General features: G+C 71.1%; 16 protein-coding genes and 1 riboswitch. Of the genes, 13 read left to right on the forward strand and 3 right to left on the reverse strand.

From position 1 onward, the window contains the following. Window positions 1-54 precede the first annotated feature (54 nt). The 3 genes from AB5J51_RS24865 (at window position 55) to AB5J51_RS24875 (ending at window position 1,300) form a co-directional block, all read left to right on the forward strand. Complete coding sequence (locus AB5J51_RS24865) at window positions 55-372, forward strand: DUF3618 domain-containing protein (RefSeq protein ID WP_053784831.1); 318 nt, start codon at window positions 55-57, stop codon at window positions 370-372. Between the two features lie 94 nt (window positions 373-466). Continuing rightward, window positions 467-769 carry a co-chaperone GroES gene (locus tag AB5J51_RS24870; protein WP_048475576.1) on the forward strand — a complete coding sequence of 101 codons (303 nt, stop codon included), beginning with the start codon at window positions 467-469 and terminating at the stop codon, window positions 767-769. A 101-nt stretch (window positions 770-870) separates the two neighbouring features. After that, a riboswitch (guanidine-III (ykkC-III) riboswitch) is annotated at window positions 871-949 on the forward strand. Window positions 950-979: 30 nt separating this feature from the next. Continuing rightward, window positions 980-1,300 (forward strand): multidrug efflux SMR transporter, encoded by a 321-nt coding sequence (locus AB5J51_RS24875; protein WP_136225455.1) that lies wholly within the window; start codon window positions 980-982, stop codon window positions 1,298-1,300. A 38-nt stretch (window positions 1,301-1,338) separates the two neighbouring features. Here AB5J51_RS24875 and AB5J51_RS24880 read toward each other — a convergent pair whose 3' ends face one another. Continuing rightward, a complete protein-coding gene (locus tag AB5J51_RS24880; RefSeq protein WP_369778668.1) occupies window positions 1,339-3,792 on the reverse strand; it encodes a transglycosylase domain-containing protein in 2,454 nt (817 codons plus the stop codon). A 175-nt stretch (window positions 3,793-3,967) separates the two neighbouring features. On the opposite strand from AB5J51_RS24880, the gene AB5J51_RS24885 reads away from it, so the two are divergent. From AB5J51_RS24885 to AB5J51_RS24905, 5 genes are all read left to right on the forward strand, one after another. Beyond that, window positions 3,968-4,795 (forward strand): ABC transporter permease, encoded by an 828-nt coding sequence (locus tag AB5J51_RS24885; protein WP_369778669.1) that lies wholly within the window; start codon window positions 3,968-3,970, stop codon window positions 4,793-4,795. A 67-nt stretch (window positions 4,796-4,862) separates the two neighbouring features. Continuing rightward, on the forward strand, window positions 4,863-5,690 hold the full coding sequence (locus tag AB5J51_RS24890; protein WP_053784923.1) for an ABC transporter permease: 828 nt from the start codon (window positions 4,863-4,865) through the stop codon (window positions 5,688-5,690). 6 nt (window positions 5,691-5,696) lie between these two features. After that, on the forward strand, window positions 5,697-6,665 hold the full coding sequence (locus tag AB5J51_RS24895) for an ATP-binding cassette domain-containing protein (protein ID WP_369778670.1): 969 nt from the start codon (window positions 5,697-5,699) through the stop codon (window positions 6,663-6,665). Window positions 6,666-6,824: 159 nt separating this feature from the next. Next, window positions 6,825-7,511: a DUF1707 domain-containing protein gene (locus AB5J51_RS24900; protein ID WP_369778671.1), complete on the forward strand. Its 687-nt coding sequence runs from the start codon at window positions 6,825-6,827 to the stop codon at window positions 7,509-7,511. Window positions 7,512-7,743: 232 nt separating this feature from the next. Continuing rightward, window positions 7,744-9,090, forward strand: a complete 1,347-nt coding sequence (locus AB5J51_RS24905; RefSeq protein WP_369778672.1) for a DUF445 domain-containing protein — start codon at window positions 7,744-7,746, stop codon at window positions 9,088-9,090. 168 nt (window positions 9,091-9,258) lie between these two features. Here AB5J51_RS24905 and AB5J51_RS24910 read toward each other — a convergent pair whose 3' ends face one another. Continuing rightward, window positions 9,259-9,558 (reverse strand): hypothetical protein, encoded by a 300-nt coding sequence (locus AB5J51_RS24910; protein ID WP_030297991.1) that lies wholly within the window; start codon window positions 9,556-9,558, stop codon window positions 9,259-9,261. A gap of 80 nt (window positions 9,559-9,638) precedes the next feature. Continuing rightward, a complete protein-coding gene (locus AB5J51_RS24915) occupies window positions 9,639-9,815 on the reverse strand; it encodes a hypothetical protein (protein WP_158710014.1) in 177 nt (58 codons plus the stop codon). A gap of 154 nt (window positions 9,816-9,969) precedes the next feature. On the opposite strand from AB5J51_RS24915, the gene AB5J51_RS24920 reads away from it, so the two are divergent. The 5 genes from AB5J51_RS24920 (at window position 9,970) to AB5J51_RS24940 (ending at window position 15,309) form a co-directional block, all read left to right on the forward strand. Continuing rightward, complete coding sequence (locus tag AB5J51_RS24920; RefSeq protein ID WP_199827955.1) at window positions 9,970-10,506, forward strand: GNAT family N-acetyltransferase; 537 nt, start codon at window positions 9,970-9,972, stop codon at window positions 10,504-10,506. Window positions 10,507-10,543: 37 nt separating this feature from the next. After that, the gene (locus AB5J51_RS24925) at window positions 10,544-11,671 is read left to right on the forward strand and encodes a hypothetical protein (protein ID WP_369778673.1); all 1,128 of its coding nucleotides are present in this window, start codon (window positions 10,544-10,546) and stop codon (window positions 11,669-11,671) included. Window positions 11,672-11,702: 31 nt separating this feature from the next. Then, on the forward strand, window positions 11,703-12,161 hold the full coding sequence (locus AB5J51_RS24930) for a very short patch repair endonuclease (RefSeq protein ID WP_369778674.1): 459 nt from the start codon (window positions 11,703-11,705) through the stop codon (window positions 12,159-12,161). 80 nt (window positions 12,162-12,241) lie between these two features. After that, window positions 12,242-14,329 carry a helix-turn-helix transcriptional regulator gene (locus AB5J51_RS24935; protein WP_369778675.1) on the forward strand — a complete coding sequence of 696 codons (2,088 nt, stop codon included), beginning with the start codon at window positions 12,242-12,244 and terminating at the stop codon, window positions 14,327-14,329. Next, a complete protein-coding gene (locus tag AB5J51_RS24940; RefSeq protein WP_053784824.1) occupies window positions 14,326-15,309 on the forward strand; it encodes a hypothetical protein in 984 nt (327 codons plus the stop codon). The genes AB5J51_RS24935 and AB5J51_RS24940 overlap by 4 nt, the downstream gene beginning before the upstream one ends. The last annotated feature ends 73 nt before the right edge of the window (window positions 15,310-15,382 follow it).

A 15,382-nucleotide genomic window follows, 5' to 3' on the forward strand; every position in this document is an offset into this window, starting at 1 on the left:
TCATGGCGGACTACGCCCCCATGCGACCACGACCACGACGACGGAGGCAGCGCGGTGCCGGAAGCCAGGACCCCCGCACAGATCGAGGCGGACATCGTCCGCCGCCGCGAGCAGCTCGCCGAGACGCTCGACGAGATCGGCGTGCGCATGCACCCGAAGACGATCATCGGGGACGCAAAGGCAAGGGTCGCCTCGACCGTGGACCACACCGCCGGGCGTGCCGTCGTCGCCGTGAACCGTGTGCTGACGGATGTGCGGGCGAGCTTCCGTTACGACGACGGTACGCCGCGTCCCGCGCGGATCGCGCCCGTCGCGCTGCTCGCGGCGGGTGTGATCGGCCTGCTCGTGGTGTCGGCGCGGCGCAAGCGCTGATGACCCTGCGGCGCACGGGTGGGGCGCGGACGGGTAGGTTCGTGGCGTGAGCGACAACACCAACACCACCACCCACGACAAGCTGCCCATCCGCATGCTGCACGACCGCGTGCTCGTGAAGTCCGACTCGCCGGAGGGCGAGCGGCGCTCGGGCGGCGGCATCCTGATTCCGGCCACCGCTGCCGTGGGCAAGCGGCTGGCCTGGGCCGAGGTGGTCGCGGTCGGGCAGAACGTACGCAGCGTGGAGCCGGGCGACCGGGTGCTGTACGACCCAGAGGACCGGGCCGAGGTCGAGGTGCGGGGTGCGACGTACGTGCTGATGCGTGAGCGGGATCTGCACGCCGTGGCCGCGGAGCGGCTGGAGGGGTCCAAGGACTCCACCGGGCTGTACCTGTAGGAGCCCGTAGGGATCTGTAGAAACCTGTAGAAACCTGTAGAAACCTGTAGGGATCGATCGTCGAAGGGCCGGTGACCGGGGTCACCGGCCCTTCTGCACGGGCTTTGCTACGGTGGTGGGGAACCCCCGACGAGACGCGCCGTACCGGGTAGCCGTGGCTGTAGGACAAGACGACGCACCCCGTTCGCTCTCGTTCCGGAGGTGCCCGTCATGGCCTGGGTTCTGCTTCTCGTCGCCGGTCTGCTCGAGGTCGGCTGGTCGATCGGCATGAAGTTCACGGAGGGCTTCACCCGGTTGTGGCCGAGCGTGTTCACCGGTGCCGGGATCGTCGCGAGCATGGTGCTGCTCTCGTACGCCGCCAAGAGCCTGCCGATCGGTACCGCGTACGGCGTCTGGGTGGGCATCGGTGCGGCCGGGGCCGCGGTGCTGGGCATGGCGGTGCTGGGTGAGCCCGTCACCGCCGCCCGTGTCTTCTTCGTCTGCCTGCTGCTGGTCGCCGTGGTGGGGCTGAAGGCGACCTCCGGTCACTGACCTCTCCCCCCCCGTACGGGTCAGTCCCGCGATTCCGGTTATTCCAGGTACTCCGACGGGGGCCGGCTGCGCGGGCGGCCGCCGGTGACGCCGCCCAGGGCGCCTGCGGTGGTGCCGGCCGTGGTGCCCGATGCCGTTCCTCCGGCGGTTCCGGTGGTCCCGGTCGTCGTCCCCGTGGTGGCGCCCTCGTTGCTCCGGCCCCCGGTGGTGTCGCCTTCCGTGGTCCGGCCCTCGGTGTCCTGCCCCTGGTTGCGGCCGCCCTGGTCCTCGTCGCCGTCCGGCGGTGTCGGCCGGTTCGGGCGGTTCGGCCGGCTCGGCGGCGGCGGGGATTGCGGGGTGTCCTCGTCCGGCGTCGGCTCCGGGCTGCCCGGGACGAACGGCGGCGGGGACGGGGCGGCGCCCGGCTGGAGTTCGAGGTCGAAGTCCAGCGGGTCGCTGCCCTCCAGGGCGGTCTTCGTGTACTGCGCCCAGATCCGGGCCGGGTAGCCGCCGCCCCCGATCCGGGCCTCGCCGAGAGCCCCGTACAGGGATTCCAGGGCGCCGGTGTCGGGGTCCTGGCCCATCATCGAGACGACCGTGACCAGGTCGGGGGTGTACGCCGCGAACCAGGCGGAGCGGTCCAGTTCGCCGGTGCCGGTCTTGCCGGCGGCCGGGTGCCCGGCGGCGAGGGCGGCCGTACCGGTGCCGTTGTCGACGACGCTGACCAGCATGGACGTGGTGGTGTCGGCGGCTTCTCGGCTGACGGCCTGCTTCGGGGTGCGGTCGGGCAGGGGGATGCTGTCGCTGCCCTTGGTGATCTTCTCGACGAACGTGTACGGGGTGTAGCGGCCGTGGTCGGCGAGGGTCGCGTAGGCCTGGGTCATGTCCAGGACGCTGGCCTGCATGGTGCCGAGGGCCATGGCGGGGCCCGCGACGAAGTTCGGGGTGTTCTCGGGGATGCCGAGGTCGATGGCGGTCTTCTTGACCTTGGCGGTGCCGACGTCGACGACCATCTGGGCGAAGACGGCGTTGACGGACAGGTCGGTGGCGGTGTTGACGGTGATGTTCCCGTACGACAACTGGCCCTCGTTCTCGGGGGCGTAGGGGGTCCGGGTGCCGACGACGCGGCGCTTGTTGTCGCCGTTGTAGACGGTGTTGGGGGTGATCAGGCGGCCGTCCTGGGTGCGGGAGTCGTTCTCGACGGCGGCGGCGAACACGAACGGCTTGAAGGTGGAGGCCACCTGGTAGTCGTGGCGGGTCGCGTTGTTGACGTACTGCTTGGTGTAGTCGATGCCGCCGTACATGGCGACGACCTTGCCGGTGGCCGGGTCGATGGAGACCCCGCCGGCCCGTACGACGCGGTCGGCCTTGCGCGTCGCCGGGTCCAGCTTGTCGGCCATCTTCTCGTCGACTGCGTCGACGAAGGCGTTCTGGCGGCGTTTGTCGATGGTGGTGGTGATGCGGTAGCCGCCCTTGGCGAGGGTCTTCTCGTCGAGGATCTTGCGCTCGACGATGTGGTCCTTGATGGCTTCGACGAGGTAGCCGCGCTGTCCGGAGAGGCCGGCGGCCGGGCGGACCTTGCCGGGTTCGGGGAACTGCGTCGCGGTCCGCTCGGCCGCGGGCAGCCACTGCTTCTTGACCATGCCGTCGAGTACGTAGTTCCAGCGGGCGAGCGCGCGGGTGCGGCTCTGGGGGTGGGCGACGACGTCGAAGGCGCTGGGGGAGTTGAGGAGCGTGGCGAGGTACGCGCCTTCGGCGGTGGTGAGTTTGCCGACGTCCTTGCCGTAGTAGGCCTGGGCGGCCGCCTGGATGCCGTAGGCGTTGCGGCCGAAGTAGCTGGTGTTGAGGTAGCCCTCGAGGATGTAGTCCTTCGATTTCTCGCGGCCGAGTTTGATCGCGATGAAGAACTCCTTGACCTTGCGCTTGATCGTCTGTTCCTGGCCCAGGTAGTAGTTCTTGACGTACTGCTGGGTGATGGTCGAACCGGATTGGGTGCCCTTGCCGGTCGCCGTGTTCCATGCGGCGCGGATCATCGCCTTGGGGTCCACGGCCCGTTCGGAGTAGAAATCCCGGTCCTCGGCGGCGAGTACGGCTTCCTGCACCGTGCGGGGGATCTGTGAGAGGGGAACGTTGACGCGGTTGACCTCGCCGTCACGGGCGAGCTGGGAGCCGTCGGCGTAGAGGTAGAGGTTGGACTGGGCGGTGGCGGCGGCGTTGGCGGGCGGGATGCGGACCAGCAGGTAGCCGGCGACGAGGGCGCCGATGACGAGCAGGGCGAGCAGCAGGACGGTGCCGAGGACCATGCGCCAGGTGGGGACGAGGCGGCGCCGGCCGGTCCGCTTCCGGTTCCGTTCGGCCTTGTTGGCGGCTCTGCGCGACTGCCTCTCGCCGGAAGGCTTCTGCGGCTTCTGCGGCTCCTGCGGCTTGTGTGCCGACGGCTGCTGCGCGGGAGGTGTTGTGGGGGTGTCCGGGTCACGAGGGGTCCAGCCCGGTGGTGGTGACTGGTCGCTCATCGCCAGGACTCCTCGACGCCATACGAAATATCCACATCTGTACTCCGTGCTGTCTACCCGATGACCGCTCATTCCGCTTCGGACGGGCGTAAATCGGTCGCGTGGATCGCCCCTCCGCACTAAGCTCGCGCGCTTTGGCCGACGTAGGAACGACCGGGGAAATCGGAGGGATACGGTGCGCCAGGCAACGGCTCGCAGAGCGTGGCTCTATCCGGCCGTCGCGGCCGGCGGGTTCCGGCGCTACGCCACGTACGGGACGGCGACGGCGGCAGGGGTGTTCACCAACACCGTCTTCGGCTTCATCCTCGCGTACACGTACGTCGCGCTGTGGGAGGAGCGGCCCGGACTGGGCGGTTACGACCAGGCGCAGGCGCTGACCTTCGTCTGGGTGAGCCAGTCGCTGCTCGCCGCGGGCGCGCTCATCGGCGGCGGCTTCCAGGAGGAGATGCAGGAGCGCATCCGTACGGGTGACATCGCCGTCGACCTGTACCGGCCGGCCGATCTGCAGTTGTGGTGGCTGGCGGCCGATCTGGGGCGCGCCGGCTTCCAGTTGCTCGGGCGCGGGGTGGTGCCGCTGCTCGCGGGGGCGCTGGCGTTCGAGCTGGCGCTGCCCGCCGATCCGGTGCGCTGGCTGCTGTTCCTGGTGTCCGTACTGCTCGGGCTGGTCGTCAGTTTCGGGATCCGGTACCTGCTGGGGCTGGCGGCGTTCTGGCTGATGGACGGGACGGGGATCAACGTGATGGCCGTCGTCGTCACGATCTTCTGCTCCGGGATGCTGCTGCCGCTGACGGTGTTCCCCGGCGGCTTCGGCGAGGTCGTCCGCGTGCTGCCGTGGGCGGCGATGATCCAGGTGCCGCTGGACGTGCTGATGGGCGAGCACGCGGGCGCCGGGGGCGCGGTGCGGGCGCTGGGCTTCCAGGCGGGATGGGTGCTCGTACTGCTGGGCGCGGGGCGGCTGTTGCAGTCGGCGGCGACGCGGAAGGCGGTGGTCCAGGGTGGCTGAGACGGCGGCGTCGGGGTCGGTGGCGTCCGAGTCGGTGGCGGCTCCGGCGCGGCGGCCCGGGCGGCCGATGGAGGTACCGGCGCGGAACCGGGCGGTGGAGGGGCTGCGCGGCTACGGGCTGATCGTGGCGATGTGGGTCCGCTCGACGATGACGTACCGGACGTCGTTCCTGCTCTCCACCTTCGGGAACGCGGCGATCACGCTCCTCGACTTCGTCGCGATCTGGATCATGTTCTCGCACGTGGACGTGCTCGGCGGTTTCACGCTGCCCGAGATCGCCCTGCTGTACGGGTCCGCCTCGGCCTCGCTCGGGCTGGCGGACCTGCTCCTCGGCAATACGGACCGGATCGGCGTCCGGATCCGCGACGGTTCGCTCGACACCATGCTGGTGCGTCCGGTCCCGGTGCTCGCGCAGGTCGCGGCGGACCGCTTCGCGCTGCGGCGGGTGGGGCGGATCGGGCAGGGACTGGCGGTGCTGGTCTGGGCGGTCTGCGCGCTGGACGTGGAGTGGACGGCCGGGAAGGTGTGGCTGATGCCGGTGATGGTCGTGGCCGGGGCGGCGATCTTCGGGGCGGTGATGGTGGCCGGGGCGGCGTTCCAGTTCGTCGCCGGGGACGCGGCGGAGGTGCAGAACTCCTTCACGTACGGCGGCAACACGATGCTCCAGTACCCGCCGACGGTGTTCGGGAAGGACCTGCTGCGCGGGGTCACGTTCGTCGTGCCGCTGGCCTTCGTGAACTGGCTGCCCGCCCTGTACGTGCTGGGGCGGCCCGATCCGCTGGGACTGCCGGGGTGGGTGGCGTTCCTGAGCCCGCTGGTGGCGGTGGTGGTGTTCGTACCCGCGTCGCTGGTGTGGCGTGCGGGTCTTCGTTCGTACCGGAGTACGGGGAGCTGAGCGGCTGTGGGCACGGATGTGCTGATCGAGCTGGACGACGTCGAGAAGGTCTTCGACGTGCGGCGCCGGGTGGGCCTGCTGCGGCGGGAGAAACGGCAGGTCAGAGCGGTTGACGGGATCAGCTTCGAGGTGGCGCGGGGCGAGGTGGTCGGCTACATCGGGCCCAACGGCGCCGGGAAGTCGACCACGATCAAGATGCTGACCGGCATCCTCACCCCGAGCGGCGGCCGGCTGCGGGTCGCGGGCATCGACCCGGCGCGGGAGCGGATGCGGCTGGCGCACCGGATCGGGGTGGTGTTCGGGCAGCGGACCACGCTGTGGTGGGACCTGCCGCTGAAGGACTCGTACGGGCTGATGCGGCGGATGTACCGGATCCCGGCGGCGCGGTTCGAGGAGAACCTCGAGCACTGCGTGGACCGCCTCGACCTGGCCGAGCTGCTGGACGTTCCGGTACGGCAGCTTTCGCTGGGCCAGCGGATGCGCGGGGACATCGCGGCGGCGCTGCTGCACGATCCGGACGTGCTGTACCTGGACGAGCCGACGATCGGGCTCGACGTGGTGAGCAAGGCGAAGGTACGGGGCTTCCTGCGGCAGTTGAACGCGGAGCTCGGCACGACCGTGCTGCTCACCACCCATGACCTGCAGGACATCGAGCAGCTGTGCGAGCGGGTGATGGTGATCGACCACGGGCGGCTGATGTACGACGGGGCCCTGGCCGGCCTGCACTCGATGGGGGAGGGCGGCGGGGAGCGGACGCTGGTGGTGGACCTGGAGCGGGAGCTTCCGGAGATCAGCGTGGCGGGGGCGCGGGTGGTGAAGGTGGACGGCCCGCGGCAGTGGCTGGCGTTCCCGGCGGGGACGTCGGCGGCGCCGCTGGTGGCGGAGGTGGCGGCCCGGTACCCGCTGCTGGACCTGTCGGTGCGGGAGCCGGACATCGAGGACGTGATCGCGCGGATGTACGCGGGGCGGGGGTGAGGGGCCCCGGGGGCGGGGGCTTTGGGCTCTGGGGGCCGGGGGCTCGGCGGGCCGGGGGCTCGGCGGGGCCCGGGGTAGGGGATAAATCAGGGGCGAGCGGGGGTCGGGTCCAGGGCTGGGCCATACAACTCCCTTGCGTGGCTGCATAGGCTGTTCCCCATGACTGACGAGCGGCCGGAGAAGCCGTTGCCGGAGCTGAGGGCGTCGGACGCCGACCGTGACCGGGTGGTGGAGCGTCTGCGGGACGCCGTCGCCGAGGGCCGGATCGACATGGAGGAGTTCGAGGAGCGGCTGGAGGCGGCGTACAAGTCGAAGACGTACGCCGAACTGGAACCACTGACCCGCGACTTGCCCGCGCCGGGCGGCGCCCCGATGGCGGTCGCGGCGCCGGCCCCGGTGCCTGCTCCGGGGGACCGCTCGTGGCCGTCCAGGATCGGCGGCGCCGGTCTGCCCGCGGGATCGTCGCCGGCCGTCGCGGTCATGTCGTCGTTCCAGCGCAAGGGCAACTGGACGGTGCCCGCCCGCCTGGACGCGGTGGCGTTCTGGGGCGGCGGCGAGCTCGACCTGCGCGAGGCGAACTTCGCGCAGCGTGAGGTGGTCATCAACTGCGTCGCGATCATGGGCGGGATCGAGATCACCGTCCCGCCGGGCGTGGAGGTCGACGTCCGGGGCTTCGGCTTCATGGGCGCCTTCGACCAGCGCGACACCCCGGGCCCGGTCACCCCGGGCGCCCCGCGGGTGGTGGTGACGGGCTTCGCCTTCTGGGGCGGCGTGGAGATCAAAACCAAACCCCCGAAGCGCCCCGAGCCCCTGCCGGGCGCCCCGAACCTCCGCAAGGAGCTGTAGCGGGGCGCCGTCACCCTGGCGGCCGGACCGGAGCCCGGGCGCCACACGGGGCGCAGCCGGAGCGGCACGGGCCGTACGGGCGCCGGAGCCACGGGCCGGGGCCCGGACCACGGGCCGGGCCCCGCAGCCCGCACGGGCCGGCGGGCCCTGTCGCGCGTAGGGACGCCGGGCGCCTCGAGGGCGGCGAATCGGCGCGCCGGGAACTCCTCGGGGCTCCGGGGAGTCGGATGCTATGCAGACAAAACCGGCGCCCGGGGGAAGGGAGGAACACGTGGACAACCGCCCCAACGCCGTAGGCACTGGCACTGGCATTGGCGGCTTCGTGTTCAGCGAGGCCGACGAGGAGCGCCGCCGCGGCGTCCGCCGCATGAAGACCACCGCGACCGGCCTGCTGATCCTGGTCGCGCTGGTCTACGTACTGACCACCTGGGCCGAGCACTCCGGTGCCGGCGGCTGGGCCGGGTACGTCCGGGCCGCCGCCGAAGCCGGCATGGTCGGCGCGCTCGCGGACTGGTTCGCCGTGACCGCGCTGTTCCGGCACCCGCTCGGCCTGCCCATCCCGCACACCGCGATCATCCCGACCAAGAAGGACCAGCTCGGCGTCTCCCTCGGCGAGTTCGTCGGCGAGAACTTCCTCTCCCCGGACGTGGTCCGCACCCGCCTGCACGCCCTCCGCATCGGCAGCCGCCTCGGTGCCTGGCTGGCCGAGCCCGCGCACGCCGACCGCGTCACGGCCGAGCTGGCCACCGCGCTGCGCGGAGCCCTGACCGTACTGCGCGACTCCGACGTGCAGGCCGTCGTGGGCGAGGCCATCACCCGGCGGGCCGAGACCGCCGAGATCGCGCCGGGGATCGGCAAGACCCTGGAGAAGGTCGTCGCGGACGGCGGGCACCGCCGCGTCGTCGACCTCGTCTGCATCAAGGCCCACGACTGGCTGGTGACGCACGGGGAATCGGTGATGGGCGCCGTCCAGGGCGGCGCGCCCGGCTGGACCCCGCGGTTCGTGGACCGCAAGGTCGGCGAGCGCGTGTACAAGGAACTGCTCCGCTTCCTGACGGAAATGCGGGACATGCCGGAGCACCCGGCGCGCGGGGCGGTGGACCGGTTCCTGACGGACTTCGCGGCCGATCTCCAGTCGGACAGGGACACCCGGGCCCGGGTGGAGCGCCTGAAGTCCGAGATCCTGCAGCGTGAGGAGGTCCAGGACGTGATCGCCTCCGCCTGGACCGCGATCCGGTCGATGATCCTCTCGGCGGCGGAGGACGACCACAGCGAGCTGCGGCTGCGGGTCCGGTCCTCCCTGCTGTCGCTGGGGGCCCGGCTGGCGACGGACGGCCGGCTCCAGGACAAGGTGGAGGGCTGGATCGAGGGCGCGGTGGTGTACGTGGTGACCACCTACCGGGCCGAGATCACCTCGCTGATCACGGACACGGTGGCCGGGTGGGACGCCGAGCACACGTCGCGGAAGATCGAGGCCCACATCGGCCGCGACCTGCAGTTCATCCGCATCAACGGCACGGTGGTCGGCGCCCTGGCAGGGCTGCTGATCTACGCGGTGTCGCAGGCGTTCGGCGCGTAGGCCAGGCCCTCTGCCGGGCCGGCCCGGGCTCGGGGCCGGCGGAGGGTCGGCGGAGGGTCGGGCTGGCCCAGCCTGCTCGGCGGGGCCGTGGCCCGTGGCCCATGCCTCATGCCCCGTGGCCCGTGGCCTGTGGCCTGTGGCCCACGCGCCGTGGCGCCCGTGGTCGGGTCAGCCGCGGTCGGCGACGACCCAGGACGCGGTCGCCACGACGGCCGCGGCCCCGAGGACGGCCGGCCAGGCCCCGACCTTCTTGGCCAGCGGGTGCGCGCCCGCGAAGCCGGCGAGGTACAGCGCGCCGAGCCCGGCCGCCGCGGGGGTGCCGCCGCGCCGGTGCCATTCCCGCCCGGCGGCCAGCCCGGCCGCGCCGAGCACGACACCGCCCAGCGGACGCTTTTTCGTCCACCGGGCGACGGCGTACCCGCCGACCAGTCCGGCGGCCGCCACTGCGGAACTCGGTACGCGCGCCATGCCCAACTCCTCAAGTCGTCTGATCTGACTGGTCTGACTGATCTGGTGATCTCGCTGATCTCACTTGTGCCACTACGAGGCTAACGCGGGGGCTTGACCACCCGGCGGGCCCCCAGCGCCCCCAAGACGAGCACGGCCCCGCCGACCACACCGTCCGGCACGGCGTCCTTGACGGCGCGCGGCAGCAGCGCCACCACACCCAGGACGAGAAGGAAGGCGAGCACGCACCGGCCGGTGGCCCGAAGCAGTCTGTCCACGGGCTGCTCAACGCGCCGCGCGTCGCCCCGACACGGAGCACGGGGAGGGGATTTGTCGCACACTCGCCGGATCCGCGCGATACGTGCTCCAGGAACCGGTCCGGCATAAATTGACTCTCCCATCCCAAACGGGAAAAAGAGGAGCTCGGACATCGTGATCTGCTACGGACAGGCCGTCCTCGACCTCGCGGACGAACTGGTCGACGCCTATGCCGACGTCTTCTCCGCTCCGCCGTGGAACGAAGACGAAGAAACCATTCGCCAGTTCGCGGTCCGCCTCCAGGCCAACGCCCGGCGCCGTGGTTTCCGTACGGCTCTCGCCCAGTCCGCGGCCGGCATCGACGGCTTCGCCACGGGCTGGCTCACCCCGGCGGCGTTCCCCAAGGACCGCGGGTACGCCCAGGTCGCGGCGCAGCTCGGCCCGGAGCGCGTGCGGGAACTCCTGACGGGTGCGCTGGAGATAGACGAGCTCGCCGTACGCCCCTACGCGCGCGGCCACGGCACGGGCCGGACCCTGCTCACCGAGATCACCGCCGATGCCCCGGACCGGCGGGCCTGGCTGCTGACCTCCCGCCTGGCCACCGACACGGTGGCCACGTACCGGCGCCTGGGCTGGCACGAGGTCACCGCCCGGCCGGGCACGCAGACGGGGGTGATCGTCTTCCTGTCCCCGGAGCACCCGGGCCGCTAGGGGGTGTCGTCGGCCCGGGGCCGGGCATACCGCCGGCATGATCACACCGAAGCAGACGCCAGACCACACCCGGCCCCCGACCCACCGGCCCCTCGGCCGGACGGCAACCAGCCGGAGGCCCGTGCAGCCGGCCGGGCGGACGGCGAATGACCGCAGGCCCGGGAAGGCGACCGGACAGGCGGCCGCCGCCCATGCGGCCCGTCGGCAGTTCAACCTGGCCACCCGCCACCAGCTCGTCAGCGCAGGGGTGCCCGACGGCACGATCACCTCGCGCACCCGCCCGGGCGGGCCCTGGCAACGCTTACTTCCCCGGGTCTACCTCCTGCAGACCGGGCCCCCGGACCACCGCCAACGCGCCCTCGCCGCCGTCCTGTACGCTGCCGAGCCCGCCGCGGACCCGCTGTCCGGCGACACGGCCGTCCTCACCGGCGGCGCCGCCCTGGCGCTCCTCGGCATCCGCGACGTCCCGTACACCCCGGCCGACGTCCTGGTCCGCGCCCCGCGCCGGCTCACCGGGACCCCGGAGGTCCGCCCGCTGGCCACCGCGCGCTGGCCGCGCACCATCGCGGTGTCCGGCATCCCGAGCGCCGGCCCGGTGCGTGCGGCCGCCGACTTCGCCGCCCGGACCGAGGACCCCGACCGCATCCGCTCGACCCTGGCCCACGTGGTCCAGTCCGGCTGGTGCCACCCGCAGGACCTGCACGCCGAGCTCCGCGCGGCCCGCCTCCTCACCCGCCCGGCGATCCGCGCCGCCGCCTCGGAACTCGTCGCCGGGGTCCGCTCGATCGCCGAGGCCCTGGCCCGGGACACCCTCACGGCGACGGACCTCCCGACCCCGCTGTGGAACGCCCGGCTGTACACCCCGGACGGCTCGTTCCTGGCCAGCCCGGACGCGTACTGGCCCGACGAGGGCGTCGCCCTGGAGATCGACTCGGCGGAGTACCACTACACCCGCGACGCCTGGCACGCCACCCTCCTGCGCCGCCTGCGCCTGGAGTCCCACGGCATCCTGGTGGTCAGCGCAACCCCGTCGATGATCCGCGACACCCCACCCCAGGTCATCGCCGCCCTCCGCACCCTCCTCGCCCTGGCCACCACCCGCCCCACCCCACCCACAGCCCAAGCCCGCGGCCACCAACAGCTGGCCTTTCCCCTCAGGTGGTGATCAAGCGGTTCGGGGCGGCGACAATGGATGTGTGGAGACACTCGAGACGACGGCCGTGGTGCGTCGGCGCATGAGCCGCCAGAAGAGCCGCAACACCGGGGTCGAGGTTGCCCTGCGCAAGCTGTTGCATGGCTCCGGTCTGCGGTACAGGATTCACCGGCGCCCGGTGAAGGGGGTTCGCCGGGAGGCGGACATCGTGTTCGGGCCTGCTCGTGTAGCGGTCTTCGTCGACGGCTGTTTTTGGCACGGCTGCCCGGAGCATGCGACCTGGCCTCGGAACAACGCAGACTTCTGGCGGAAGAAGATCGAAGGCAACCGGAGCAGAGACCTCGACACGGACGCCCGCCTTGCCATCGCGGGTTGGCTTTCCGTGCGCATCTGGGAGCACGAGGACCCGGTCGAGGCGGCGGAGCGGGTCATCTCCACGGTTGCGATGCGTCGTGACGCGCTCGGGGTCTCTGCGAGGAGTGGTCGCGGCAGAGCCATTTGACAGAGAGAGATTGTCAAATGCCGCTGCTAGGCTGCGCATTGCCGATTGTCTTGCGCGGTGGTGACCGGGGGAGGGGATCCATGGGAGTGGGCGGCGAGGAGTTCGGGCCCTGGCTGGCACGTCAGTTGAGCCGGATGGACATATCCCAGGCCGAACTGGCCGAGCGTGTGGGTCTCACTCGGGCGGCGGTCTCTGCTTGGGTGAACGGCCGTTCGGAACCCAGGGATGACACGAAACGGCTCATTGCCGATGCATTCGGAACGGACGAGGCATCCTTGGCGGCCCGCGTGACCGACGTCGTCACCACTTTGCCCCTGCGTTGGCACCACCGGCGGGCGCATGCGGACGGGGGCCGCGAGTACGGAAACGCCGCTGCGTTTGCCTTCGATGCAGACATGGCGGTCCTCACCCGCGAGGCAACCCAGAACTCGCTCGACGAACGACTGGACACCGGGGCCCCGGTCCGCGTCGAGTACACACTCCACGAGCTCACCGGCAGCCGCCTGAAGAAATTCCTCGACGCGTTGCAATGGGATGAGCTCCTCCCGCACTACGAGCAGGCCGCGGGCGCGCCGCAGAAGGTGTCCCGCAGCCTCCGCGCGGCGCTGGACGACCTCGCGGCCGGGGATTCCCTTCTCTTGCTTCGGGTGGACGACTACAACGCGACCGGCCTCACGGGCCCGGAGTACGCTGACGGCCGCTTCGCGGCAGTCGTCCGGCGACAGCTGGACAGCCACAAGACATCCGCCAGTCGGGCCGGTGGCTCGTACGGCCTGGGCAAGGCCACCCTCTGGGCGACCAGCCGGTTCGGTCTGGTGTTGGTCAACTCCACTCTGTCCGAGGCGCACGAGGGGCGGACCGACCGACGGGTGATCGGTCGACTCGACCTCCCGTGGCACGAAGTCGGCGGTGATGCCTATGCCGGCCCGGCCTGGTTCGGCGAGCCCGACACCGCCCCGGACCACCGAAACGTGGCCCGGTCGTGGTGGGCCGCCGAAGACACCGTACGGGACCTGCATCTCGAACGCAGCAGCGCTGCCCCGGGCACGTCGTTCCTCATCGTCGGTGCGCATGACGCTTCAGGGGATGCCGAAGACCTTCGCGATATTCACGACAAACTCGTCAGGTCCCTGGCGGACGGGTTCTGGGCCTCCATGGTCGGCGGCCGGCGCGCCGGTCCGCTGCTGGAGGCGACCGTGCGGACCCTGAGGGACGGCCGAGTGATCGTTCCCGAGGAGAGAGTCGATCCCTCCGTGAGGCACCCGGGCCTGTGTCGGGCGCTCCGGGCATATCTCGACGAGGAGACGGTCGACGCGCTCACCTCCGAGAATCAGGTGGCCGCGGTCGAGGTCCCGATCGTGGTGACGCCACGCAAGGGGCAGGTCGGAGGGAAGGGGAACCGGCACGGTGCGGTTCTGCTGCTGACGCCCACTGCCGACGGGGACGAGAAGCACAGCCGGGTCGTGTGCATGCGGGGCAACCGCATGACGATCACCGAGCACCGCCCGCGTGAACTGCCCCCGGGCTCCATTCCCTTCCAAGCGGTGCTCCTCGCCGGATACGCGACCGAGCGGGATGGGCAGGACGTCGCTCTCGCCGAGGCGTTCCTGAGGGCATCGGAACCGCCGGAACACGATCGATGGGATCGAACCGAGGAGCTCACCTCGCTGTACGCGCGGGGGGCGCTCACGCGGCTGAAGGAGTTTCGCGCCGAGATCGACAAGGCTGTACGAGGCCTGGTCCAGCGCGAGACGGCTCCACGTGCGGAGGGCCCGGCGGGTTTGAGGGAATTGCTGCGCCTGGACTACAGCGGACCTGCGCAGCGCCGTTCCGCGTCGTTCCCGATCGTGGACCGGCTCGACGCCACGCTGAAGCCGTCCGGCGCATGGAGCGTGGCCGTGACGGTGAAGCTTCCCGATGCCGACGACCCTTGGCTGCTGACGCCGGTCGCGAAGTTCGACGTGCGCTCGGGTGGGAAGCCGGTGGTCGACTGGGCGAGCTTGTCCGCCACGGACAATTGTCGCCTCGAGCGCGGCAATCTCGTTGTTGATGCCGGAGTGCGTCGGGCGGAGTTCCATGGTGTCACCGACCCGGCCACACATCCCGTCCGCGGCGCTTTGGCCCGGCTCGTCGTCGAAGTCCAGAGGGCTCGTGGAGGTGCCGCGTGACAGTTGCCTTCCCCTATCCGGTGCTCTTCGGCGACGTCACCGTCAAAGTCCTCTCTGTGAAGGTCGACGGCGATGAGCTCCCCTACACGATGATTTCCGCGTCGGACAGGACCGTCGCCCTGCACAGAGCGGGGCGCGAGTCCTGGGAACGGGCCCGGCTCCGGGTCGCAGTCGACTTTCCGCAAAGCGAGTTGGCCGAGGGGCCCTGGTCGGATGTCGTTTTCCTCGCAGTCCTGTCCGAGAAGTCCACCAATGCCCGGACAACCGCTGTACTGAGGCGGACGGGTGACGGGACTGTCGAGGGGGCCGTCGAACTGGACCGGGCGCGGCACCACGACCGGGTCACGCTGGCCGTTTCCGTGGTCGCGACCGTCGGCGACGTTCCGGGACGTCTGATCGGCTCCGCCAAGGACTCGTGGTACGTCGACCTTCGGGCGTCGGCGCCGGAGCGTCGACAGGAGATCGAGATCGTCGAGGCCGACTTTCGCAAGGGGGCCCACGAGTGGTTGCGTGCCTACCAGGACTCGGCGTGGGTCGTCGATGCGACCGGTGACATGCCCACGGTCTACCTGAACACCGGTTCCGTGGAAGGGCTGATGGCGCTCCTCCATAGCCGTGGGGGGACGCCCCCCGAGCGCGCACTCCGTGACATGACCCACAGCATGATCGCTCAAGACGCCTGGATTGCCATGTTCCACAGCGCGGCGGGCGATCTGGACACGGACGAGGACGGAACGCCGATCATGCCGAGCGGCTGGCGGGAGGCCGTTCTGCGGTCCATGCTGCCGGACGTGCTGCCGGGGTTGCAGCCCGCCGATGCCCTGCACGAGATTCTGCAGCGTCGGGAGAAGGGCTACGGCTGGGCGGAGCTGCAGACAAGCGTGCAATTCGCGGCGGGTCGGCGCAGCCGAAACAGCCGGCATCTGACGACTGCGGTCCGCTCGTTGGGCGCAGCGAGCGAGACAGGAGCGACCCGGTGAGCCGTAGGAACCATGATGTTCCGCCGACTCTCGGGTTGCTGCCCGACATGGCAGCTGCCCGGCACCTGTCCCT

The sequence above is a fragment of the Streptomyces sp. R33 genome, from assembly GCF_041200175.1.
Classification (GTDB): Bacteria; Actinomycetota; Actinomycetes; order Streptomycetales; family Streptomycetaceae; genus Streptomyces; species Streptomyces katrae_B.

Coding starts and splice junctions, on each gene's coding strand:
- AB5J51_RS24910 (WP_030297991.1), bottom strand. CDS start 9,558: ATGGCGCGCGTACCGAGTTCCGCAGTGGCGGCCGCCGGACTGGTCGGC.
- AB5J51_RS24880 (WP_369778668.1), bottom strand. CDS start 3,792: ATGAGCGACCAGTCACCACCACCGGGCTGGACCCCTCGTGACCCGGAC.
- AB5J51_RS24875 (WP_136225455.1), top strand. CDS start 980: ATGGCCTGGGTTCTGCTTCTCGTCGCCGGTCTGCTCGAGGTCGGCTGG.
- AB5J51_RS24925 (WP_369778673.1), top strand. CDS start 10,544: ATGATCACACCGAAGCAGACGCCAGACCACACCCGGCCCCCGACCCAC.
- AB5J51_RS24890 (WP_053784923.1), top strand. CDS start 4,863: ATGGAGGTACCGGCGCGGAACCGGGCGGTGGAGGGGCTGCGCGGCTAC.
- AB5J51_RS24905 (WP_369778672.1), top strand. CDS start 7,744: ATGCAGACAAAACCGGCGCCCGGGGGAAGGGAGGAACACGTGGACAAC.
- AB5J51_RS24935 (WP_369778675.1), top strand. CDS start 12,242: ATGGGAGTGGGCGGCGAGGAGTTCGGGCCCTGGCTGGCACGTCAGTTG.
- AB5J51_RS24900 (WP_369778671.1), top strand. CDS start 6,825: ATGACTGACGAGCGGCCGGAGAAGCCGTTGCCGGAGCTGAGGGCGTCG.
- AB5J51_RS24870 (WP_048475576.1), top strand. CDS start 467: ATGCTGCACGACCGCGTGCTCGTGAAGTCCGACTCGCCGGAGGGCGAG.